Genomic DNA, 22842 nt, shown 5'->3' with positions numbered 1-22842 from the left:
TGCCCGGGGTCCGCGGGCCAGCTTTTAGCTGCTCCGGAGCGCGGCAGCCGTCTCCACGCGCAGGGCACGGAGGTAGGCACCAAAACCGTGCGGCGCCCGGGCGACCGTCCGTCCGGACGTCAGTACGCGTGTGGTGTCCGTGGCCATGACGGCGAAGCCCTTCCGCCGCAGCTGGTCCACCAGGGAGCTGTCCTCGGAGGAGCGCAGCGGCGGAAACCCCCCAGCCTGGCGGTACGCCGAGGCGCGCACGCCGAGGTTGGCGCCATAGATATTGCCGTGCCTTTCCTCCAAGGGGTGCCGCAGGCGCCAGCTGCGCAGGAGCTCCGGATCCATCCCCGCGGAGTCCGGCTCCACGGAACCCAGCACCACGTCCCAGCCGGCGTCCGCAAACCCCAACTGGCGCACGAGCCAGTCGGCCGGAACGCGGGAATCGGCGTCGGTGTTTGCCAGCCAGGTGCTTTCAGAATTGTCCGCGTCCAGCAACGCCGCGGCCGCCCCTGCCGCCCTGCTGGCACCCGCGTTGCGGAACCGCCGATGCAATACCCGCACGCCGGTGTTTAATCCGGCGGCTGACTCGGCGAAGCGTGCGGCGATCTCCGGTGAACGGTCGGTGCAGTGGTCCAGGACCACAGTGATTCCCACAGCTGCCCACGGGCGCTGTTGCAGCAGCGTTTCGGCCGCGGCCCGGAGCGCGGCAAGCGCGGGGCCAAGATGGCGCTCCTCGTCATGGATCGGCATCACCACCTCCACCCGGCTGATGACCGGCCGGGAACTATCCGGCGTCATGTGCGGTCTCCGGCCACGGGTCACCGGCGGACTCCGGCGCGATGAAAGTTTCGAGCACAAAGTCCCGCTCCCGGTATACGCCGGCAGACGGCCACCGCAGCTGCCTCCGGGCCTGCGAGTGGACGGCGTCGCCGTCGAGCTCCCAGCCAGAAACCGGATGCCGCCAATGGCAGAGCAGCAGCGTTCCGCCCGGAGCCAGGGAAGCGGAGATCCTGGTGAACAGCTCCCCCAATTCCGCGGCCGCGAGGTAGTAACCCATCTCCGAGACCACGATCAGGTCGAAGCTGCCCTCCGGCCACTGCTCCGGGAGGGTCAGCTGCCGGGCTTCAGCTTCCGGATACCGGGCGAGCCGCTTGGCGGCCCGCCCCACGGCGGTGCCGCTGGCATCCACTGCCAGGAGCCGCCCGCACCGATTGGCCAGCTCCTCACTCAGGGTGCCGATCGAGCAGCCGACTTCCAGGCCGGCGTCGTACTTCTGTTCAGGCAGTGCGGCGAGCGTCAGGCCGCGCTTACGCTGCTCATACCAGCTGTCCTCGTACCTCCACGGGTCCTCGGCGCTTCGGTGCAGGGCGTCAAAGACGGCCTCGGCGTCCCGGGCGCTCCGCCTGCCGGTGACCGGCGGCCGCCAGGCGAAAACCTCGAAGGGCCGGGAAAAGTGCGCAAGAAACTGCTCGGACAGCAGGACCTCGTCGCCCGGCCGGTCAGAGAGCGGCTGCAGCTGGGAGGCGTGGGTGTTCAGGGCCTCACGCTTGGCCCGCTGCTCGGCAGGGCTCAGCAGCAGCCTCACCCAGTTCCGCCAGGCGGTGTCCTCAGGCGTGGCCCACAGCCAATACCAGATGGGGTACTCCAGCAGCCCGTGGCCTCCGGCTTCGGCGGCCTCCGCCGCGAGGGCCCCCAAGGTGTCGTGGTCGATGTGCCCGTCGCCGCGGTACGGGGCAACAATGACCAGTCCGCCGTCCGCATCGGGCCTTCCACCAGCGCGGCGCCCAACAACGTCCGCCAGGCGTTCGGCGATGACATGCCGGTGTTGAGCCAGCCCGCTGTCCGGGAGGTTCAGGAACTCCCAGTGGTCCGCCAGCCCGAACGCGCCCATGGCAGCCGCGAACTCCTCACGACGGACCGCAGCCAGCTGCTCCGGCGTGGTGGTGGGCGAACCCGGGTGGGACGCCTCCCCCGCCGAACACAGCAGCACCTCAACATGCGCACCGGCGGCCGTAAGCCAGGCCAGCAGCCCTCCGGCGCCGAGGGACTCGTCATCCGGATGCGCAACGAGGACGACGAATTCCATCCGAGCCAACTCGGCGGAATCCAGCGGGAGCTCGCCGATCGTGTCCAGCCCGCTGCCTTCCCAGGCCGCTTCATCGGTGCCCGCATCCGCGTGCGAGAACGTCACCATGCATGTTCCCCTTGGAGGGTGAGTGCGCCCAGCTGGGCGTCGTCACGCATTGCGTGGTGCTGCCGCACGTACAGGGACAGGTCCGCCATGCATTTGCCGTACCGTTCATCGAAGGCAAGGGGCCCGGGCCCCAGGTTCTGGCTCACCAGGAGCTGGACGCGTTCGACGGCGGCGGCAACAGTTCCCCGGACACGGAGCGCCTCGCTCCACCCGCCAACGGCACCGGTTGTGCCCTCGCCCCGCCCACCAACAGTGCCGCCGTCGGCTGCTTCCACGCCGGCATCCGGGTCCGCCCGGACGGCGCCGGATTCCGGGTGCGCTTCGGCGCCGGCCTCGGCGGCATCCACTGCCTCAGCAGTCCGGGCGAGGTACTGGACGGTGGAGGTCAGGATTCGGTCCACTTCACCCAGGGCCGCGAGTGCCACCTGGTCGGGCTCGCGCTGGGACCTCGCTCCCCGCTGGAGCGCGGCCTCGAAGTGCCGGCCGAGCGCCACTGCGCCGCCCAGCCAGCACGCGGCGACGCCCATACCGCCCCACGCAAAACCGGGGCGCTGGAAGTACCAGCCGTCACCGCCGAGCGGCACGGCCGGAACCCCGTCAAAGTGGACAGTTCCGCTGGGGATTTCGCGCAGTCCGCGGCTGGTCCATTCCGGCACATCGCACGTGACGCCGGCGGCCCTGAGATCAACGGCAAAGGCGGCCCGGCCGCCGGTGGCGGTGTGCGCTGTCACCACGGCGTGGTCGACGAACTGGGCCAGTGAGCACCAGGGCTTGGAGCCGATCAGCTGTACGCTGCCGGATGTCCCGGTGTGCTCTGGCGCGGGATGTGCTGACCCGGCGGGTTCTGAACCGGAGGGTTCTGTTCCGGCGGGGGGTCGCCCGTCAGCTGTGGCCGAAGCCGGCACGGCGGTCAGCCGTGTGCCCGGACCCTCGGCTGCGTAGACACCCCATGATCCGGTGAAGGATCCCGGCGTTCCCGCCTGGGACAGGATGGCGCCGGCGTCCAGGTGCGGCTCCAGAATCCGCGCGGCGGCCACGTCCACCGCGGCCACGGAAGCCAGCAGTTCCCAGAGCCGGACTGTCCGGCCGTCACCGGGCTTCGGCGCGGAATGGCCGGCCTGCTGGGCGATGGCCAGCAGGGCAGGGACGTCCCTCACAGCCGAAGCAACTCTGTCCAGCAGTCGCTCAAGGTCCAGTACAGGTTCGGCTTCGGGTGCAGGTCCGACGGCGTCCTCCCGGGACGGCGCCGGGCTAAAGCGGACAGGCTGCCACTGGCGGTGCGCAGAGTTCATGCAGCGTCCGCGGACAGTCGGGGGTACCGGGTCATCGCTGCTAATCCTGTTCCGGTGCGGTCACCGACGCAGAGGCCGGCATCACCTCCGCGTTCACCATCCAGGCCAGTTGCTCAAGCCGGGTGATGGCCACGTGCAGGAGGTCCGCGCTCGTGGGATCTTCTTCATCAACGTCATCGTGGACATCGCGGATGGTCTTGACCGTTTGTTCCAGCCTCGCGGTAATGAGCTTGGCGGTGTCCTTAGTGACGGTCAGGCCGGCCGGAAACTGCTCCAGCCTGGTGCCCGACGAGACAGTGGCGCTCCGGCCGTCCGGAAGTGCATGCAGCGAACGCATGCGCTCGGCCGTCTGGTCAGCAAGCAGCCGGGCGCTGTCCACGATCTCGTCCAGCTGCAGATGCAGATCGCGGAAGTTGGTGCCCACCAGGTTCCAGTGTGCCTGCTTGCCCTGAACGTGCAGCTCGATCAGGTCAGTGAGCACCTTCTGAAGATTGCTGGCCAGAGTCTCGGATGCTTTCATGTCTTCCTCCGCTGCCGTTGCCGATGCATGATCATCCTGGCCGGCTGGGCAGCCGGCCGGGATGATTCCCAGCATACTTACTTTTGGGCAGGGGTCTCCGCGGCCACCGGCGTGTGCCCTAGCGGCCGGAGGGCCAGAGCACCGTTGCCTGCAGCGCTTCCAACGCCACGCTTCCGTAGGCCCGCGAATCGACGGAGCCCGCCCGGTTGTCACCCAGGACGAAGACGTGCCCGGCCGGCACCGTGACCGGACCAAAGTAGGTGCCGTCGATACGGCTGTGGTCGATGCCCGGCTCGGCCTGCGGAACCCCGTCCACCACCAGCACCGAATCCTCGATGGCAACGGTCTGGCCGCCGAAGGCTATGGCCCGTTTGACAGCAGGGCTCCCGTCCTCCGGACTAGTGAACACCACCAGGTCTCCGGCCTTGGGCGAACCGAGCGCCGGGCCGGGTTTGAACATCAGCACCGTGCTGCCCTTGGGCAGTGCCGGCTCCATGCTTTCCGAACTGACCGTCACGGGCTCCACCAGCCACAGGCGCGCGGCCAGAAGGACGGCGGCGAGCAGCACCGCCGTCGTGATTGTCCTCCCCCGGAAGCCCTGCCGGGGGGATCCGGCAGGACTCTCGGTGACGGCTACGCTTTCGGCGGCCGCCCGGGGCTTCGGGTCGGCCCTGTGCGCCGCTAGCCGTCCCATTGGGGCAGCGCCGCTGTCATGGGATCGTTGGGATCGTTGTCATCTTCCTTCAGCCCTACCCGGAACTGCACCATCATGTCGTGGTCCTCATGCGGCAGGTTATGGCAGTGCACCATGTAGCGGCCCCGGTGCGGACCGAACTTCATGAGCAGACGGACCGTCTCGCCCTCGCCCACGTAAACGACGTCCTTGGGCCCGAGCTCCTGGGGTAGCGGCGCCCGGCCGTTGCGGCTGAGGATCTTGAAATCCACGAGGTGGATGTGAACCGGGTGGAACCAGCCGCCGGACCTGTTCTCGATTTCCCACACCTCGACGGCGTCCAGGTCAACGTCCGCAGCGACCTTCTTGTAGCCGCTGGCTATGACGTCCTGCCAGCTGTCGTCGTCGATGGTCCACATGTTGGTGACGTCGTTCCGCTTGACCCGGAACTTCCGGACCTTGGTGGCCTGCTTCTCGGTCATCGCCATGACCTCGTTCGCCGGTGCCAGCTGCGCCGGCACCGCGTTCCAGGTCGGGTCGCTGGTGTTGACCGCTTCGTCAGTGACGTCGAAGGCCATCACCTTGCTCGTGAAGTCGTAGTCAACGTTGTTCGGGTTGGACAGGTTGCGCAGCTCGATCCGCTGGCCGGCCTTGTACTTGCGGAAATCGATGAGTACCTCGTACCGCTCTGCCCCGGCATGGCGATAATTGGCCACCTTCTGCGGTGTGGGGACCAGGCCGCCGTCCGTGCCCACGATAATCAGGGGATCGCCGGTGCTCAGCGTCAGCCGTACTGAGCGGGAAATGCTGCAGTTCAGCACCCGGAAGCGGTAGATGCGCTTCTGGACCTTCATGACCGGCCACGGCTTGCCGTTGACCAGGATGACGTCCCCCCACAGGCCAGAGTGGGTGTTGTCGTCATACCCCAAGGCGCCGTTGGCCGCGAACATCGCGTCGGAAATGATGAGCGGCACGTCGAAGTCGCCCTGCGGCAGCAGCTGCCGCTCCATCGGGTCGTGCATGTGGTACTGCCCGGCCAGGCCGGAGTACGCGTTCTGCGCCGTGAAGTGCACGCCGTGATCGTGGTACCAGAGCGTGCGGGCGGGCTGGAAGTTCGGGTAGTGGTAGTCCTTGAAGAATCCGGGATGCGTGACGTCGCTGGCGTACCCGTCGAACTGTGGCAGCGAGGCTGACCCGTGCAGGTGCGTGGACGTGGCGAGTACGTGGCCATCGTTCGGGTGGGTTGCGGGGAGCTTGTTCCGGACCCGCACCACTGCCTTGGTGCCTTGGTCCAGGCTGATCGTGGGGCCTGGGAAAATCCCGTTGTAGCCCAGGATTGGCGTCTTGAGCCGCGGCAGAATGGACGCCATTTCGGCCTTCTCGGTCACGGTGTAGTAATTGACAGGCTTGCCGTCAGCGGGGTCCACCCCGGTCCTGTCCGGCGCCAGCTCCGGAGGTTTTACGAAAGTCGCCTGGAACGGCTTGGGCATCTCTGTGCTGCTCAGCCGGCTAACAGACTTGGCCTCCACCTCGCCTCGCGGGAGTGAAAACACACCCGCTCCGACGGCACCGAGGCCACCCAGCAGCAAAACATTTCGTCTGGACACGGTCATTACCGAGCCTCCTTCCGATTGGGTTCGAGACCGGTTGGGATGCTTCAAGGATGTCCCGGCCTGGTTGGAAAAAGCCGGACCGGGCTGGGAAGGGTGGGGGTTCTAAGGGGGCACCCCCAATTGGGCCCCCTCAAATCGATGGTCTAATTCGGTTACTCCAGCGGAAGTCCGCACCATCCCGGCCGGAGCCATGGCTGTACGAGAGCTTTGGTTCGCGCAGACCCCGGCATCCCACCGGCTATATCCGACTTTTATCCAAGGTGCAGCATCCACTGTTGTCGTGGTTGGGAATCGACTTTCCGGCCTGGCCTTGAAGGTACTGGGGGCCACAAATCGAGTGTCCACAAGGAGTCTCAATGTTCTCGCAATCTGTACGGCCCAAGATGCCTGATGGAGCCAACGGCTCCCGGCCAGCCCACCGCAAGTCCACCACCACTCTCGGCCGCTTTGCCCCGGCTGTTGCCGGCGCCCTGCTCGCCGCCGCCCTGTCACCCCTCGGCGCTATGCCAGCGAACGCGGAAACCGCCGGGATGGGTCCGGTTGACGCCACAAATGGCTTCCCGACCTGGTATTCGGACGGCACGGTCCGGCTGCAGCTCTGCTACGAGGCCGGCAAGGGCTGCCTCTCTGAACCTCCGGACCCGAACCAGCCGGCCTCCTACCCGGGCAACTTTCCCGAGGAAGCTTTCTGGTTCTCCGCGTCCGCGGATGTAGGAACGATCGGCAGCTACGAGGCGGCCTTGGAAGCGGCACATGTCAACGGTCCGGTGGTGCCTGGCGAGCAGATGGGCTTTGCCCGCCTGCGGTTCCGTTTCGATGGCCTGCAGCCCAACGCGCAGTACACCGTCACCCACCCCTACGGCGTTTCGACGTTCACCGCTGACGCTGCCGGAGGCATCAACGCGACGACCGACGCTGGCGCGTGCGCACCCACTGACACCGTTGCTTGCGACTGGGCGGGCGTCGGAGCCGCCTTCCTCGGCGACTTCGGACGGGGGACCACGGCAACCTTCCTCACGCAGGTTGGCGCCCCGGCCGGCACGCTCGGCGACATCAACACCGCCCGGCCTGTCACCGGAGCCCCCTCGGGCAACAATTCCGTGACGGTCACCGGCCCTAACGCCGGCGGACCGGGCATCAACACCATCACCCAGAGCAACTTCTTCGTCCAGGGCCTCATCGCAACCGACTCCGTCGGAGGTCCCAATACGCCGGACCTGGCGGCAGCCAGCGACAGCGGCCGCTCCAACTCCGACAACATCACTAACGTGACCGCACCCACCATCACGGGCACGCTGCCCGCAGGAACCGCGGGCCCCGTTCAGCTGATCGTCGATAACGGCGCCCCGCGGGCCACCACCCTCACCGGCTCCACCTACTCCCTGAAGCTGGCCCCACTGGCCCAGGGCCCTCACTCCGTCCGCGCGGTCGCCGGTGGACTGAATTCCGGGACCCTCAACTTCACTGTGGACACCACGGCTCCGGCGGTTGCGGTAACGGCCCCGTTCCCGTCCACGCCCAGCCTGGACAACACGCCGTCGCTGAGCTTCTCCGGAGAAACAGGCGCCCGCTTCGAGTGCCAGCTCTTGCCCAGCAACCCCTCGTGGGATCCCACTTGCGCCTCACCGAAGACCTGGGACGCGCAGGCCAATGGCGCCCATGTTTTCAATGTCCGGGCTACCGACGCCGCAGGCAACGTAAGCCTGCCTGCCAGCAGGATGGTCCGTGTGGGACAGGGCGGCACCGGCGATCTCCGCGACTTCAACAGTGACGGCAAGGCGGATGTGGTGTCACGGGATTCAGGCGGAAGGCTGTGGCTCTACCCCGGCAACGGTGGAAGCGGATTCCTTGCACGCACACAGATCGGAGTCGGCTGGAACAGCATGACCTCCATCGTCAGCGTCGGAGACTTCAACAACGACGCCAAGTCCGACCTGGTGGCCCGCGATTCCAGCGGAAGGCTCTTCCTCTACCGGGGCAACGGCGCAGGGGGCGTTCAGGCACGGCTCCAGATCGGCGCTGGCTGGAACAGCATGACCTCCATCGTCGGCGCCGGCGATCTCAACCGGGACGGAAAAGTCGACCTTACGGCACGTGATTCCAGCGGCCGGCTGTGGCTCTACAAAGGCAACGGATCGAACGGTTTCCTGGGCCGGACCCAGATCGGAAGCGGATGGAACGTCATGACCTCCATCGTTGGCCCGGGTGACCTCAACAGCGACGGAAGGGCAGATCTGGTGGCCCGCGATTCCAGTGGCAAGTTCTGGCTCTACCGCGGCAACGGCACCGGAGGCGTCCTGGGCCGGACCCAGATCGGCACCGGCTGGAACATCTATTCCTCCGTCGTCGGCTCCGGAGACCTAAATGGTGACGGAAGGGCAGATCTGACTGCAAAGGACTCCAGTGGCAAGCTCTGGTTCTACGCTGGCAATGGAGCCGGAGGCGTCCTGGGACGCTTGCAGATCGGCGCCAGCTGGAACGTCATGACCTCTATTTCCTAGTCGAAGCACAGCGCAACGAAGCACCGCCCGCGTACACCCAGTACGCGGGCGGTGCTTCGTTGTGCGGGTAATCTGCTAGCGTCCCATGTTGCTAGTTGCTGCGCCCGTGTTGCTAGCGCACGGCGCAGTTAGCGGATTATTGCCAGCGCGAAGCCGTCCCAGCCCTTGGACCCCACGGTCTGGATGACAGTGGCGTCCAGCCGGCTGTCCTCCCCCATCATCTTCAGCGCGCCGATGATGCCGGGGGCGTTGACTTCGTCCAGGGACGGGTCCAGCGCCACCCCCTCCCACACGACGTTGTCCATCACGATGGTGGTTCCGGCCCTGCCCAGCCGCACTGCCCACTCCAGGTACTGCGGGTTGTTTTCCTTGTCCGCATCGATGAAGACGAAGTCGAACGGCTCGGCTCCTTCGTCTTTGAGGGCCGCGAGAGTGTCCAGCGCCGCGCCTCTCCGGATCTCCACCTTGTGACCCACGCCGGCCGCGTCCACGTTGGCGCGGGCCACTTCGGCGTGCTTGGGGAGGTATTCGCACGTCACCAGCCGGCCGTCGTCGGGCATGCCTTGGGCCATCCAGATGGTGCTGAAGCCAGCCAGGGTGCCGATCTCCAGCACCCGGCGGGCACCGGACGCCATCACCAGCAGCTTCAACAGCTTTCCGGCGTTCGGCGTCACCTCGATCGGCGGCATCCCGGCCTCTTCGGCGGACCTGACCGCGCGCTGGACGGCATCGTCGGGGTGGACGACGACGTCTGACAGGTACTCTTCTACGGCCGCCCACTCCGGCCGCGGCTTGTGCTCAAACATGGGCACAGTCTTCCAGCAAGCGCGCGGCCGGGCTAGGCTGCCGCGGCGAATCGTCCTGGCCGTCAGTTGGCCTGGATCAGGGCCCCCTCCAGGCGCTCGACCTTCGCGGTGAGCTCACCGGAGTAGCCGGGCCGGATGTCGGCCTTGATTACCAGGGACACCCTGCTGCCGAATTTCCCCACAGCCTCGGTAGCGCGCCTGACCACGTCGAACACCTCATCCCACTCACCCTCCACAGTGGTGAACATGGAGTCCGTCTTGTTGGGCAGTCCGGATTCCCGAACAACCTTGACGGCGGCAGCCACGGCGTCGTGCACTGAGGCGTCCGCGGCACCCGCCGCGGCGTAGGCGGGATCAGAAGGAATTCCGGAAGGGGCGACTGAAAATGCAAGCAACATGATTCCAGTCTGTCATGGCGGAATCTGCCGCCCGGAGCGTGTGCTGTGTCATATTCGGCGCTACCAACGGGTAACGGAGTCAGGCTGACACTGCGTTGCTAACCTTGATTTCATGAACCTCGCAGTAGAGCGCAAGCCCCTTCGTGCTGACGCTGCACGCAATGTGGACAAGATCATTAATGCCGCCCGCGAGTGTTTCCGGCAGTACGGCCCCGATGTTCCGCTGCAGACCATCGCCGCCACCGCGGGAGTGGGTCCGGCGACGCTGTTCCGGAATTTCTCCGACAAGGAGCAGCTGGTTTTGGCGGCCCTCAACCGCCAGCTGAGGCTCAACGTGGACCCGGTTATCGACGTCGCCCTTGCGGGCGCCGATGCGACCGAGGGCCTGTTCCGCGTCATCGACGCCGTGATGACCGCGGCCAGTGACAACGCCAACCTGCTCGGCGCCGTCGCCGGGCGGCGGGATCTACTCACCGGCATTACCGGAAGCCTGATTGAGTCCGTTGGCGTGCTCCTGGACCGCGGCCAGGACCAGGGCACGCTGCGGGTGGACATTTCACTGACAGACATGGTGCGGCTGCTGGCAATGCTGATCGGAGTGGTCGACACCATGGAACCCGGATCCGACGCCTGGCGCCGGCCAGCCGCCCTTGTCGAGGACGCCATCCGCGCGGAACGGCCCCCCAGGCCGCTGCCCCCGCAGGTGCCGCTCCCGCCGTCACAGTTCGAGTAGCCGCAGGCGCCGGGCGAGGGACCGGCATATTCCGTACACCCTGCCAGCACAGTAAGCTATGCACACCGGTGGGTTAGGAAGTCAGCCTCGGGCATTTCCATATACGGAGCACGCCATGTCATTCCTTGCATGTGTTCAACTCAGTCCGGCCGTGTCATCATGAACCGCTCACAGCTCTCGCATTTCATGAGGCACTCAACGGATCCGGAAACAACTTTGATCGCTGCCACCACCGAGGAACTCGGCATCCTCGTTGATGCGCTCTACCGCAACCTCGATACGCCGACTCCTGTGTACGGCGCGCAGGACTGGTATGACCTCGCCACCGAAGAGCTCGCCAGGCGATCCGTGCCTGCTGCCCCGGACGCCCGCGGAGTCGCCTAAGCCCAATCCGGTTACCTGAGCCCACCCCTGCTAGAGGGGCCTCACCCGGACTTAGGGGTCACCGGCGCGGCTCAGGCCGGACCGACAACGCGTGCAGGGCGGCCGCCAGGCATTCGCTCATCGCCTGCAGCGCGATCAGTTGCGCTTCCCGCACCTGGGGCTTGGGGGCGTTGATGCAAATTGCTTCATCGGCGGCCTGGGCCAGCGGGTTCGGGGCCGCGCCCGTGACAGCCCAAACGGTGGCTCCGGCTGCCCGCGCCGCCGCTGTCGCCTCCAGCAGTGCATGCCGGTGCCCGCTGGCCGAGACCGCCAGGAGAACGTCGTCGGAACGGATGTGTGCCCGCACCTGGTTGGCGACCTCTTCCGCGTGCCCTTGTGCGATCTCGACGGTACTGACAGATGCGGCCCCTGCTGCTGCCGCAGCCGGGCGCAGGGCGATCACTGAAAACGGCTGGCGTTCACTGGCATGGCGCCCCAACAGTTCCGCGGTAAATTGCTGCACCTCGGCCGCCGAACCGGCACTTCCGGCCGTGACCAGACGATTCCCGGAGACCAGGCGGCGGGCAAGTTCCTCGCCCCAGCCGGCCAGACGCGAGGACTCGTTCCGCAGGCAGGCCACTGCGGGCCCCACCTGCCGCAGGTGCTCGAGGACGACGTCCACCGGCGCTTTCATTTCGAACGGCGCGTCCGTGGCACGAGTGCGGGACAGTCTGCTGACGGCCTTCATATTCACAACTCCTCTACCTTTAGAGCATACAACGGCTGCGATGCACATCACTCAGAACCGTTCGGCTGCCTGCAGGGAGTCGCTCGCCCGACGAGTCAGTTCCAGCCGGCCAGCCGGAGCAATGCAGCGGCTCCGGCCCCCGCCAGCACAACAACCAGGAAGGGCGCCTGGAGGAACAGGGCAGCAGCGGCGGCGGCCAGGGCGCCCAGGCGGGCATCGAGCACCAAGGCCTGGCCGGTAGCCAGGGTGTTGACGATCGTCAGGGACGCCAGCAACCCGATGGTCATCGTTCCTGCGATCCGGGAGATTTTGGGATCCTGCAGCAGGCTGGCCGGCAGAAGGTAGCCCACCAGCTTCCATGCGTAGGCGAAGAGGCAGGCCAGCAGCAACCACACCCACAGACTCATTTGGCACCTCCGGCGTTGGTGCCATTGATGCCGTCGCCGGCGTTGGTGCCCTTGCCAGTGTGATGGCCGGGATGGCGCTCCGTGTAGGGGTCAATGTCCGGTTCAAGCCCTTCGTCCTTGCGGCCGTGGCTGAGCCAGCCGATAACGGCGGCCACCACCGCGGCAATCAGGATGGGGACGCCCGCCGGGACGAACGGGACAGCGAGCACGGTTGCCAAGGCACAGACGACGGCGATCGCCACCGGCTCCCGGCCCTTCAGTCTCGGCCACAGCAGGCCGAGGAATGCCGCGACGGCTGCACCGTCGAGCCCCCACTGCTTCGGATCGCCCAGCGCGCTTCCGGCCAGGGCACCCACCGCGGTGAAGAGGTTCCAAAGTACGAAGATCCCGATGCCCGCGGCCCAGAAGCCCCTTTGCTGCTCGGCAGGATCCGTCTGCCCGGTGCTTGTGGCCGTGGACTCGTCGATGGTCAGCTGGGCGGCCGCATACCGGTGCCACCCCCGGGGCCGGAGCAGCACGTTTAGCTGCATGCCGTAGATGCCGTTGCGCATTCCCAGCAGGGTTGCTGCTCCCATAGCCGCCAGCCCCGAGCCGCCGCCGGCGACCACTCCGATGAACGCAAACTGGGAGCCGCCGCTAAAAAGCAGGAAACTCAGTGCCATGGTCTGCCAGAAGTCCAGGCCCGAGGTCACGGAGAGCGCACCGAAGGACACTCCGTACAGGCCAGTGGCAATGCTGATGGACAGGCCAACACGGACAGCAGGAGAACGCAGGAGTTTTGGGGGCCAGATGATGGGCATGCCACCACTCAATCACAGCGGTGGCTGTGATTGAGTCGCGCCGGAGCTTGCTGCCAGGGCTGGCTGCTGGAGCTGGGCCAGCACCTGCGCCGGCCGGTTGGTGGTGATTTCCTGGATGCCCAGCCCCCGGCACAGCGCCACGTCAGCCTCGGCGTCCACCGTCCAGACCCGGAAACGGCGGCCCGCATCCCGCCAGCGCCGGACGGTCTCGGGATGCCGGCGCACGTAGTCAATGCCCGGCCCGGCCATCCCCGCTTCGCCGCCGTCGAGGATCCGTTCCCCCTCCAGCTGAGCGGCCTTCATCACGTTGGCGACGGCGCTGCCCGTGAAGGGCCCCAGGCCAAGTTCCTCACGGATCCCGGTGACGTTCACGTCGTCCACAAGCTGGCAGATGAACTCCGCGGGGACGGCCTTGCGCAGGTGCCTGACCGAGTCGGGACTGAAGCTCATGAAGGTGACGCGGATGTTGTCCAGCATGGATGTCCCCACGTCCCATCCCTCTGCCCGCAGCACCTGCAGCACCCTGTCCTCCAGCTTCAGCTGGTAGGGGCTGGGATGCTTCAGCTCGATGGCCAGGCCGACGTCCCGCCCGGCGGCCCGGAGCAGGTCCAGCAGATCCGGCAGGGTGAGGAACTGTTCCGACCTGGGCCCGTAGGCCTCAGGGATCCGCACACCCTTCCAGGCCGAAAAATCCAGCAGCCGCAGCTGGTCCACGGTCCGTTCGGCCACAGGACCGGTGCCGTCCGAGGTGCGGTCCAGATTCGAATCATGCAGCAGGACAACGTGCTGGTCGCGGGTGAGGTGCACATCGCACTCCACACCGTCCGCGCCGTCGGCGAGCGCCCGGAGATACGCCGCCCTGGTGTGCTCGGCGAAATCCGCGCTGGAACCCCGGTGGGCGTAGACCAGGGGACGGGTTGGGGCTGACTCGTCGGCTGTCATGGTCACACGTTAGCCGACCACGGCCGCCGAAGCGGGGCTAGGCTTGGCACATGCAGGTGAACTCTGAGCCAACCACCCAGCTGGCGTCTCCCCCGGGCGAGGCCACCCGTGACCGTCCGGGAGAGGACGGGCGCGCCCCGGGCCCGCGTTCCGCCGTCGTACGGCAGCTCACAGCGGGCGACGCCGAAAAGGCGGCGGCACTCCGGAAGATGAAACTGGTGGCGTTGTGCCTCCTGATTGCCATGGCAGTGGTGTTCGTCGTCGCGTTCGCGCTGCAAAAGCAGTACCCGTGGTTGCAGTACGTCCGGGCCGCGGCGGAAGGCGGCATGGTGGGCGCCTTGGCCGACTGGTTCGCAGTCACGGCCCTGTTCCGCTATCCCATGGGACTGAAAATCCCGCATACCGCCATCATTCCGCGCCGCAAGGACCAAATCGGTGCGTCCCTGGGCGAGTTCGTGGAGACCAACTTCCTCTCCGAACAGGTGGTCCAGGACAAGCTGGCCAGCATCAACATCTCCGGCAAGGTGGGCAGCTGGCTGTCAGGGCCGGGCGGCGCCGAGCGCGTTGCCAAGGAGGGCGCCGCTGTCATCCGGGGAACGTTCAAAGTACTGAACGACGACGACGTCCAGGCAGTTATCGAGGGAATGGTCCGCAAGCACCTCCTGACTCCCCCGTGGGGACCGCCCGTGGGACGCATGGCTGAGCGGATCTTCGCCGACGGGCACCACCACAAGCTGGTGGACCTCCTCGTGGACCGGGCAGCGGACTGGGTGGCAGCCAACCACCAGATGGTCAGCCGGCTCGTCACGGAGCGCTCCCCACAGTGGGTGCCCAGCTTCGTGGATGGCCTCGTGGGGGACAAGGTCTACATCGAGTTGCTGAAGTTCACCCGCGCGGTCCAGGACGACCAGCAGCACCAGGTCCGGCTGTCCATCGACAAGTACCTGACCGACCTGGCCCAGGATCTGCAGCACGATCCGGCCATGATCGCCCGAGCAGAGGGCATCAAGGCGCAGGTGCTTGGCGACCCGGAGGTCCGGGAACTGGCGTCCCGGACCTGGGCGACCATCAAGGGCGCGCTGCTCTCCGCCGTCGACGATCCGGACAGCGAACTGACGGTGAAATTCAAGGCGGCCGTCCGCGATTTCGGCACCCGGCTGGTCAGCGACGAAGAGCTGGCAGGCAAGGTCAACGCCTGGATCGGCGATGCGGCCGGCTATCTGGTCCGCACCTATCGGTCGGACATTGCCGGGGTGATCACGGATACGGTGGCCCGCTGGGACGCCGAGGAAACGTCGCAGAAGATCGAACTCCAAGTGGGCAAGGACCTGCAGTTCATCCGGATCAACGGCACGGTGGTGGGCTCGCTCGCAGGGCTCGCCATCTTCACGGTGGCCCACCTGACGTTCGGCTGACGGGCTGCGCCCGAAGCACGCCGGGAAGCGCGGCAGATCAAGGGCGCGCCCTCAGGCGAACGGCGCCAGTTCAACCCCGTTTTCCTCAAGACCTGCCCGGACGGCGGCCGCCATTTCCACGGCGCCGGGGGTGTCTCCATGGATGCACAGCGAGTCGGGGTCGACCCGGACCACGGTCCCGTCCACCGCCACTACCTCGCCCTTGAGCGCCAGGCGGACTGCCCGCTCAACGATCGGCCCGACGTCGTGCAGCACGGCACCGTCCTGTGAGCGCGGCACCAGTGTGCCGTCCGGCAGGTAGGCGCGGTCCACAAACGCCTCCCGGAAAACAGGATGCCCCGCGTCTTGGGCCTGCTTCAGCAGCTCGGACCCCGGAAGCCCCAATATGGGCAGGCCGGGATCGTAGGCCTGGATGGCTGCCACCAGCGCGGCAGCCTGGTCGGCGTCGTGGAAGGCCCGGTTGTAAAGGGCGCCGTGCGGTTTGACGTAGTCCACCGTGGCGCCCACCGCGTGCGCAACCCCGTCCAGTGCACCGAGCTGGTACAGGACGTCGCCGAACAGCTCGTCGAAGGACATGTCCAGGGAGCGGCGTCCAAAGCCGGCGAGGTCCCGGTACCCGACGTGGGCGCCGACGGTGACGTCCAGTTCATAGGCGGCGCGGCAGCTGTCCAGCATCGTCACGGGGTCCCCGGCATGAAAGCCGCAGGCCACGTTGGCGCTGGTGATGAGCTCGAACATGGCCGCGTCATCACCCATGGTCCAGGAGCCGAAGGACTCCCCGAGGTCAGCGTTCAAATCCACCGGGACCACCTTCCGTTGTGCCAGCTTCCGTTTTGCCGGATTCCAACGAGGGGCCTGCCGGTTCCGCAGGCTTGAGATCCCCCGGCACCGTGTCCGGCATCGGCCCAAAGGCCTCTTTTGCGTTCGCCACGACCGTGCGGCCCATCATGAGGTTTCCCGCGCCCCCCACCACCGCTCCGATGCCGAACGGCAGCGCGCGTCCGAACAGGGCCGTTCCCTGCCTCCTGAGCAGGTTCCGCAGGAAGGCCTTCTGGATCCGCTCGCGGATGAAACCGGCCCCGGACTGCGACATCCTGCCCGCCAGCACGTTTCCCCAGGCCTGGCTGGCACCCTTGCCCCGGCCCATGGCCTGGCCGCTGAGCGAACCAAGCAGAGCGGTCCCCTCCTCGCCGAGCATCACGGCCATCACCAGGGTGCTGGCCTTCTCCGGGTCGATCATCCGGATCCCGTGAAGTTCGGCCAGCGAGGTGGCGTAGAGGGCTGTCGCCTCAAGGAAGCCAACGGTGGCGGCGGCGGAGAGGCCCAGCGACGCCACAGTACCGACTCCGGGAACGACGGCGGTGGCTCCCACCAGCGCTCCCCCGCCGGTCACGGCCCGGAGATAGTCGCGCTCAAGGATGTCCGCGAGCTGGGCGGCAGATGCCCTCGGATTGCGGCGCTGGAGCCGGCGGATATACGCGACCACCAGCGGGCCCTGGATCTCCACGGCCCGCAGCAGCACGTTGTGCACCCCGGGCTTGGGATTGCCGTGAGCGTCGAACACGGCGTTGTGGGCTGTTTCCTGCGCGATTTTCATCGCGGGGTTACGTCGCGTGGCCATCATCACCTCTACCTCTGAACAACCGGCAGCGGGTGCCGCCGTCTAGCCTTAACACTAGGCCACACACCAACATACCAAGCATGCTGATCACCCTGCCCGCTGAACCGGGCCGTCACATGGCCCAGGACTCGGCCACCGCCATGTACGCGGAGGAGGAGGGCCCGCGCGGGCCGGGGTAGACAGTCGGGGCGCCGGGCCATTCGACACCGAACTCGGAGAGTTTTCCCGTGCTGCACGGATGGTAGATGTTGCTCATCGAGGCGCTGGCGGGCCCCAGCTGGAAGTCGGGTGCGGAGAACTGGCGCCGGTCCAGCACTCCGGAGATTTCGAGGGCGGCCCGCCGCCCGGTCGCCCGGAACCCGCGTTCAAGATCCAGTTCGACGTCGAACTCGTCCTGGGTGTGGCTGACGCCGGCAAGCGGAAAGCGCGCTGCCTCCGGAAAGAAGCGCGTCAGTTCGGCGGCGAGGGATGAGGCGAAGAATTCGTTGGAGCCGTAGCTGCGCCAGCCCTGGAGCGTGGCCACCATGAGGACTGTTCCGCTTCCCCACCGGGACCAGTCAGCCACCCAGAACGAAGCAAAGCAGCTGGCGGGCTCGCCGGGAATATGAATGCCGGTCCGGTCCACCGGATGCAGGGCAAGGCCAAAGTTTGCGCCGATCAGCGCCACATTGCGCCGCCCCGGCCTGGCCGGTGTGTTCCCCATGGCTAGAGCCTATCCCGCGGGGCACGTTCCACCCGGCAGAGGCTCGGCCTAAGATTGCCGTGTGCCCCTCCCCCGCGCGCTCCGACCCTTTTCCCACCGCGAATACCGCGTGCTGATCGGCGCCTTGGCCGTATCCATCTTTGGCTCGGGCATGTGGGCCGTGGCCATGGTCTACCAGGTCATCCACATCGGCGGCGGTCCGCTTGAACTGTCCCTCGTGGCCGCTGCCGGCGGCGTGGGGCTCGTGGCGTTCGTTCTTGCCGGCGGGATAGCAGCGGACCGGGTTCCGCAGCGGCTGCTGATCATCGCCGTCGAGGGAACCAACCTTGCCGTGATCGCAGCCGTCAGCGGGCTAGCCATGGCAGGCTGGCTTCAGCTCTGGCACCTGGTGGCCGGCGCCTTCATCCTTGGCGTGGGGGCGGCGTTTTTCTTCCCGGCCTACTCCGCGATTCTGCCGCGGATCCTGCCCCCGGAGGACCTGCTGGCGGCCAACGGCATGGAAGGAACGCTGCGTCCCACGCTTCAGCAGGCGGCGGGTCCTGCTGTGGCAGGCGTCGTCGTGGCCGCACTGTCGCCGTCGCACGCCGTGACCGGCGTGGCCGTGTGCCACCTGCTGGCGTTCGTCATCCTGAACTTCCTCGGCCAGCACGCCCTGCAGGCCCCCGGGAACGGTTCGGAGCGCGCGGACACAGGGCCTCCCGGGGACGGCGCTGCCAGGACACCAGCCAAGACCTCTTTCTTCTCCGAGCTCCGCGAGGGTGTCAGCTACACGGTCCGGACGCCGTGGCTCCTCTGGACCCTGCTCTGGGCCTGCATTTCGGTGCTGTTCCTGATCGGGCCCATTGAAGTGCTCCTGCCCTTCGTGATCCGGGACCAGTTGGGCGGCGACAGCCGCATGTTCGGTTTCCTGCTGGCCGTCATGGGAGTGGGCAGCGCCGCGGCCTCACTGGTCACGGCATCCGTCCGGCTGCCGAGGCGGTACCTGACTGTCATGATGGTGTGCTGGGGAGCTGGCACGCTGCCACTGGCCGCGGTGGGGCTCATGGACAACTTCTGGCTACTCGCCCTGGCGGTTTTTATTTTCGGGGCCACCGGCAGCGTGGGCATGGTCATCTGGGGAACCCTGCTGCAGCGCCGCGTCCCCCCGCACCTGCTGGGACGGGTTTCCAGCCTGGACTTCTTTGTGTCCCTGGCACTGATGCCGGTGTCGATGGCGCTCGCCGGTCCGGCCGCCTCCGTGCTTCCGATCTGGCTGATCTTCCTGGTCGCGGGAGGCGTCTGCCCGGTGATGGCGGTGGTGGCCCTGCTGGTGGCACGGATGTCCGCGGACGAAATCGCCCACCCGCTGGACCGCCAGGACCCCCTGCCCGCGGACGCGGACGCCACTACCTAGCGCCGACGCACCTGACGGTCACTCGGCCTGCCCCTTCACCAGGCCTGGGCCGTCACTCGCGTGCGCGCACCACCGGGAGGCTCGCCGTCGGTGGCCCGCTCGGGAACACCGAGGGCTCGGGGACGTGCACAGGATCCAGGGGCACACGCACTGGCTGGGAAGCCACCGCGAACCGGACCCCGCGAACGTCGACGTCCAGCGCTTCGCCCTCGAGGACCGCCAGAGTGATGGCGTCCTGATCGAGTTCCACCAGGAGCGGGCGGCCCTGCAGCCTCAGCTGGAAGCGCAGGGTGTCCCATTCCCCGGGCAGCCGCGGATCAAAGAACGGCATGGGCCCCTGGTCCCGGAGCCCTGCGAAGCCGCACACGAGTGAGCTCCACACTCCGCCGGTGGAGGCGATGTGGACGCCGTCGATCGTATTCCCGTGGGTATTGTCCAGGTCGATGAACGCGGCATTCGTGAAGTGCTCCAGGGCAGCCTTGCGGTAACCCACCTCGGCGGCCATGATCCCCTGGACGCACGCCGAGAGCGTGGAGTCCCCCGTGGTGATGGGATCGTAGAAATCGAAGGCCCGGCGCTTTTCCTCGGCGGTGAACTCCTGCCACTGCAGGAACATGGCAAGGACCGTGTCCGCCTGCTTCAGCACCTGGTGGCGGTAGATGACCAGCGGATGGAAGTTCAGCAGCAGCGGGTACTTGGAGCGCGGCGTCGTCCAGTCCCACGGCTCAAGGGTCATGAAGTCGTTGTCCTGCGAGTACACCTGGAAGTGCTCATCGAAGGGCAACTGGATCCGCTCCGCAGCCGCCTCCCACAGCTCCCGTTCGGCGTCGTCCACTGCCGGGTGGTCCAGCGCTGCGGCGGCCCGCAGGTTAAACCGGGCCATGACGTTCGTGTAGAGGTTGTCGTTCACCACCGCGGTGTACTCGTCCGGCCCCGTCACTCCGTGGATGTGGAACGCGCCGTCCTTGCCGAAGAAGCCCAGCGAAACCCACATGCGGGCGGTTTCGATCAGCAGGTCGGCGCCCATTCCGGCGCGGAACTCGGAATCACCGCTGGCCCAGACGTACCTGTTGGTGGCGAAGGCAACGGCTGCGGCGATGTGGAACTGCGCAGTGCCGGCAGCGTAGTATGCGCTCGCTTCCAGGCCGTTGATGGTGCGCCAGGGGAAAAGCGCGCCGTCCACGCTCAGCTCCTTGGCGCGGATCTTGGCGTCCGGGAGCATTTCGTGACGGAACTCCAGAACCTGGCGCGCGCCGTCGGGGTTTGAATACGTCAGGTACGGCAGGAGGTAAACCTCCTGGTCCCAGAAGTAGTGCCCGTCGTAGCCGGAGCCGGTGACCCCCTTGGCCGGGATGCCGGCCACGCCGGCCCTTGCGGTGGCCTGCGCAAGCTGGAAGAGGTTCCAGCGGATGGCCTGCTGGAGTTCCGGCTGCCCGCCCACCTGGATGTCGGCGTCGGCCCAGTAGCTGCGGTAATGCGCCTCGCTTTCGGCGAAGACGTCTCCGACGGGCTTCAGCCCTGCTTCAGCCGCGTCCGCCGGGTCCTCCCCCGCTTCCGCGTCGGCGGCACCGGGCAGGCCCGTCCGGGTACCTCGGGCCACGGCGTAGCTAACGCTCTTTTCGAGCCGGAAGGGCTCCTCGGCGGCAATCGCCAACACATAACGGACGCTGCTGTCATCCTGGTCCACGAGGGTGTCGAACGGCTGGTGGCCGGCGGACGTCCAGTGGTCGACGGCGATCCCCACGCGCTGCTTTGACTCCGCGGCCTCCCACGACAGGCGCAGCGAACCGTCCCCGCCCTCCATCCTGAGTGGCAGCAGGACCCGGCCTGCGTGCCGGCCCGCGCGGCGCGGGTCATGGGTGGAGTGGTCCTCCACGGGCTGGTCCTGCCGGTTGATGACGGACGAGGTGACGTCCGCTGAGACTGCCCGGTCGGCCGAAACCTCCAGGGAGATGCCCAGGCTGCCTCGCGCTTCGAAGCCCACGGCCCGGCGCTCCACTGTAGTCACCGTGGCGCCGGAACGGCACTGCCACACGATGGAGCACTCGTAGATGCCGGTGGCGAAGTCCACGGACCTGCGGTAGTCCAGGACAGTGGATTCGGAAAGGCTGAGCATTTCACCGTCGATGACCACGGTGAAGTTGTTGGCATCCGGAATGTAGAGGATGCGCTGGCCCGTGCGCGCGAAACCAAAGGCATTCTCGGCGTGCTTGATGTCCCAGATCTCGTGGAACCCGTTGATGAAGCTGCCGGGCAGCGCGGCATCCGCGGCGGCCCAGTGGGCACCCCGGACGCCGAGGTGGCCGTTGCCGAGCGCAAAAAGCGTTTCGAGCGTCCCGGCGTCGCCGGGTACGTGGCTCGTTTCCACGAGCTTCCAGGGATCATTGGGGAAGCGGACGCGGTCAGCGTTGATGAGTGCCATGAGTGGCGTTCCTTAGACGGTCGAAATGGTGCTGGAAGTTCTGCCGGGGCTGGCCGTACCCCGGTTGCGGCCCTGGGGCTGCGGGGCTAGAGAAGTTCCTCGAGGTCGCTGACCACAAGTGTGGCTCCGGCGTCGAGCAGCGTCTGCCGCCCGGCACCGCGGTCCACGCCGATTACCGAATGGAAACTGCCGGCGCTGCCCGCCTGCACGCCGGATACGGCGTCCTCGACGACGACGCACTGCTCGCTGGGCAGCTCCAGGAGCCGGGCGGCATACTCGTAGGTTGCGGGGTCCGGCTTGCCGGGCAGCCCTTCCTCAGCGGCCACGACGCCGTCCACGACCACCGGGAACCGGTCCGCCAGCCCGGCCGAACGCAGCACCGAAGGGGCGTTCCTTGAGGAAGAGACGACGGCGACCTTCAGTCCGCGGTCGAGTGCAGCTTCCAGGAAACGCACCGATCCCGCATAGGGCTCCACCCCGGCGCTGACAATGTCGTTAAAGATCCGGTTCTTCCGGTTGCCGAGGCCCTGGACCGTGATGTTGTCCGGATCGTCATCGGCGGGGCCCTCGGGCAGGGTGATGCCGCGGGACGTCAGGAAGTCCCGGACGCCGTCGAACCTTGGCTTGCCGTCGATGTGGTCGAAGTAGTCGCTCTCCCGGTACGGGTCCTTTTCGGGGACGGTTTCGAGGTACCCGTCGAACAGCTCCCGCCAGGCGCGCTCGTGGACCACGGCCGTGGGCGTGAGCACGCCGTCCAAGTCGAAGAGGATGGCGGCGGCGCCGGTCCAGCTGTTCGGCCGGCTGCCAGCGCTGGTATTCAGGGTTTCGGTCATGCTTAGTTCCGTGTCCTTTCGGGGTCGGACAGCAATATGTTGGGGATTACCAGGAACGTGGTCGCCAGTGACCAAAAGGGATGTGCCTGCAGGACCTGCCGCTCGGAACCCTTCCAGGGCGCCGCCGGCCCGGAAAGTTCCGGTGGGGGTGATTCTGCAGTTTGAAGGACAATGGCCGGCGTTTCGCGCGGACCGGGCTGCGTTGCCCTTGCCGCAAACGGCGACGTCCCATTGCTTTGCGCGGCCGGATTAGGTACCGGCCGGACTATGTCCGGCGCGTGAATTCGCACGGTTCCGCCGCATGCACCGCGGCGTTGCGGGCCAGGCCGAGCGCTTCCATGCGCGGGTGCACGTTTTTTTGCCTACGTCCATGATGAGGGCGCGGGCGGTTCAGGGCAAACCAGCGGAACATCCCTGCGGGATGGGTTGCGCAAGGATGCATGGCGCGGTCCTGCCCTTTCGAACACTCTTTGGTCG

The 22842-nt window shown here is 67.0% G+C and carries 22 protein-coding genes; 5 read left to right on the top strand and 17 right to left on the bottom strand.

All coding sequences use genetic code 11. From position 1 onward, the window contains the following. Nucleotides 1–24: 24 nt before the first annotated feature. The 6 genes from DBZ45_RS07705 to DBZ45_RS07680 form a co-directional block, all read right to left on the bottom strand. Nucleotides 25–786 (bottom strand): glycosyltransferase, encoded by a 762-nt coding sequence (locus DBZ45_RS07705; protein WP_190243055.1) that lies wholly within the window; start codon nucleotides 784–786, stop codon nucleotides 25–27. Beyond that, nucleotides 773–2182, bottom strand: a complete 1410-nt coding sequence (locus tag DBZ45_RS07700) for a bifunctional PIG-L family deacetylase/class I SAM-dependent methyltransferase (protein WP_111903322.1) — start codon at nucleotides 2180–2182, stop codon at nucleotides 773–775. The genes DBZ45_RS07705 and DBZ45_RS07700 overlap by 14 nt, the downstream gene beginning before the upstream one ends. Continuing rightward, a complete protein-coding gene (locus DBZ45_RS07695; protein WP_111903321.1) occupies nucleotides 2176–3474 on the bottom strand; it encodes an acyl-CoA dehydrogenase family protein in 1299 nt (432 codons plus the stop codon). The genes DBZ45_RS07700 and DBZ45_RS07695 overlap by 7 nt, the downstream gene beginning before the upstream one ends. A 40-nt stretch (nucleotides 3475–3514) precedes the next feature. Then, entirely contained in the window at nucleotides 3515–3994 is a 480-nt protein-coding gene (locus DBZ45_RS07690) for a Dps family protein (protein WP_111903367.1), read from the bottom strand. A gap of 118 nt (nucleotides 3995–4112) precedes the next feature. Then, the gene (gene lepB / locus DBZ45_RS07685; RefSeq protein WP_223256973.1) at nucleotides 4113–4688 is read right to left on the bottom strand and encodes a signal peptidase I; all 576 of its coding nucleotides are present in this window, start codon (nucleotides 4686–4688) and stop codon (nucleotides 4113–4115) included. Continuing rightward, complete coding sequence (locus DBZ45_RS07680; protein WP_111903319.1) at nucleotides 4676–6280, bottom strand: multicopper oxidase family protein; 1605 nt, start codon at nucleotides 6278–6280, stop codon at nucleotides 4676–4678. The genes lepB and DBZ45_RS07680 overlap by 13 nt, the downstream gene beginning before the upstream one ends. A gap of 356 nt (nucleotides 6281–6636) precedes the next feature. On the opposite strand from DBZ45_RS07680, the gene DBZ45_RS07675 reads away from it, so the two are divergent. Further along, a complete protein-coding gene (locus DBZ45_RS07675) occupies nucleotides 6637–8781 on the top strand; it encodes a VCBS repeat-containing protein (RefSeq protein WP_111903318.1) in 2145 nt (714 codons plus the stop codon). Between the two features lie 128 nt (nucleotides 8782–8909). Here the strand turns inward: DBZ45_RS07675 and DBZ45_RS07670 are convergent, their stop codons facing one another. Together DBZ45_RS07670 and DBZ45_RS07665 are read right to left on the bottom strand one after the other, a co-directional pair. Further along, on the bottom strand, nucleotides 8910–9587 hold the full coding sequence (locus DBZ45_RS07670) for an O-methyltransferase (protein ID WP_111903317.1): 678 nt from the start codon (nucleotides 9585–9587) through the stop codon (nucleotides 8910–8912). Nucleotides 9588–9649: 62 nt separating this feature from the next. Next, nucleotides 9650–9985 carry a thiamine-binding protein gene (locus DBZ45_RS07665; protein ID WP_111903316.1) on the bottom strand — a complete coding sequence of 112 codons (336 nt, stop codon included), beginning with the start codon at nucleotides 9983–9985 and terminating at the stop codon, nucleotides 9650–9652. Nucleotides 9986–10097: 112 nt separating this feature from the next. On the opposite strand from DBZ45_RS07665, the gene DBZ45_RS07660 reads away from it, so the two are divergent. After that, nucleotides 10098–10718, top strand: coding sequence for a TetR/AcrR family transcriptional regulator (locus DBZ45_RS07660; protein ID WP_111903315.1), 621 nt, complete (start codon nucleotides 10098–10100; stop codon nucleotides 10716–10718). Between the two features lie 186 nt (nucleotides 10719–10904). Next, nucleotides 10905–11102 (top strand): hypothetical protein, encoded by a 198-nt coding sequence (locus DBZ45_RS07655; RefSeq protein WP_223256972.1) that lies wholly within the window; start codon nucleotides 10905–10907, stop codon nucleotides 11100–11102. Nucleotides 11103–11160: 58 nt separating this feature from the next. Here the strand turns inward: DBZ45_RS07655 and DBZ45_RS07650 are convergent, their stop codons facing one another. From DBZ45_RS07650 to DBZ45_RS07635, 4 genes are all read right to left on the bottom strand, one after another. Continuing rightward, nucleotides 11161–11829 carry an SIS domain-containing protein gene (locus DBZ45_RS07650; RefSeq protein WP_190243054.1) on the bottom strand — a complete coding sequence of 223 codons (669 nt, stop codon included), beginning with the start codon at nucleotides 11827–11829 and terminating at the stop codon, nucleotides 11161–11163. A gap of 95 nt (nucleotides 11830–11924) precedes the next feature. Next, complete coding sequence (locus tag DBZ45_RS07645; RefSeq protein ID WP_111903313.1) at nucleotides 11925–12236, bottom strand: AzlD domain-containing protein; 312 nt, start codon at nucleotides 12234–12236, stop codon at nucleotides 11925–11927. Next, nucleotides 12233–13036: an AzlC family ABC transporter permease gene (locus DBZ45_RS07640; protein ID WP_111903312.1), complete on the bottom strand. Its 804-nt coding sequence runs from the start codon at nucleotides 13034–13036 to the stop codon at nucleotides 12233–12235. The genes DBZ45_RS07645 and DBZ45_RS07640 overlap by 4 nt, the downstream gene beginning before the upstream one ends. A gap of 12 nt (nucleotides 13037–13048) precedes the next feature. Further along, entirely contained in the window at nucleotides 13049–13978 is a 930-nt protein-coding gene (locus DBZ45_RS07635) for a glycerophosphodiester phosphodiesterase (protein WP_111903365.1), read from the bottom strand. Nucleotides 13979–14028: 50 nt separating this feature from the next. On the opposite strand from DBZ45_RS07635, the gene DBZ45_RS07630 reads away from it, so the two are divergent. Then, entirely contained in the window at nucleotides 14029–15393 is a 1365-nt protein-coding gene (locus DBZ45_RS07630; RefSeq protein WP_111903311.1) for a DUF445 domain-containing protein, read from the top strand. Nucleotides 15394–15444: 51 nt separating this feature from the next. On the opposite strand, the gene DBZ45_RS07625 is transcribed toward DBZ45_RS07630, so the two are convergent. The 3 genes from DBZ45_RS07625 to DBZ45_RS07615 all read right to left on the bottom strand — a co-directional run bounded on the left by DBZ45_RS07625 (nucleotide 15445) and on the right by DBZ45_RS07615 (nucleotide 17717). Continuing rightward, the gene (locus DBZ45_RS07625; RefSeq protein WP_111903363.1) at nucleotides 15445–16194 is read right to left on the bottom strand and encodes a LamB/YcsF family protein; all 750 of its coding nucleotides are present in this window, start codon (nucleotides 16192–16194) and stop codon (nucleotides 15445–15447) included. Further along, nucleotides 16178–17014, bottom strand: a complete 837-nt coding sequence (locus DBZ45_RS07620) for a hypothetical protein (protein WP_111903364.1) — start codon at nucleotides 17012–17014, stop codon at nucleotides 16178–16180. The genes DBZ45_RS07625 and DBZ45_RS07620 overlap by 17 nt, the downstream gene beginning before the upstream one ends. Nucleotides 17015–17126: 112 nt before the next feature. Beyond that, nucleotides 17127–17717, bottom strand: a complete 591-nt coding sequence (locus DBZ45_RS07615; protein WP_111903310.1) for a hypothetical protein — start codon at nucleotides 17715–17717, stop codon at nucleotides 17127–17129. A gap of 61 nt (nucleotides 17718–17778) precedes the next feature. Between DBZ45_RS07615 and DBZ45_RS07610 the strand changes: the two genes are divergently transcribed. Further along, on the top strand, nucleotides 17779–19110 hold the full coding sequence (locus DBZ45_RS07610) for an MFS transporter (RefSeq protein ID WP_111903309.1): 1332 nt from the start codon (nucleotides 17779–17781) through the stop codon (nucleotides 19108–19110). A gap of 52 nt (nucleotides 19111–19162) precedes the next feature. Here DBZ45_RS07610 and DBZ45_RS07605 read toward each other — a convergent pair whose 3' ends face one another. Both DBZ45_RS07605 and DBZ45_RS07600 read right to left on the bottom strand, forming a co-directional pair. Continuing rightward, nucleotides 19163–21532 (bottom strand): glycoside hydrolase family 65 protein, encoded by a 2370-nt coding sequence (locus tag DBZ45_RS07605; protein WP_111903308.1) that lies wholly within the window; start codon nucleotides 21530–21532, stop codon nucleotides 19163–19165. 86 nt (nucleotides 21533–21618) lie between these two features. Next, nucleotides 21619–22365, bottom strand: a complete 747-nt coding sequence (locus tag DBZ45_RS07600) for an HAD family hydrolase (RefSeq protein ID WP_111903307.1) — start codon at nucleotides 22363–22365, stop codon at nucleotides 21619–21621. Between the last annotated feature and the right edge of the window lie 477 nt (nucleotides 22366–22842).

Origin of the sequence: Arthrobacter globiformis (genome assembly GCF_003261175.1) — a bacterium.
Taxonomy (GTDB): Bacteria; Actinomycetota; Actinomycetes; order Actinomycetales; family Micrococcaceae; genus Arthrobacter; species Arthrobacter globiformis_A.
Note: the sequence above shows the minus strand (reverse complement) of the source record. Positions and strands in the feature narration are given on the sequence as shown.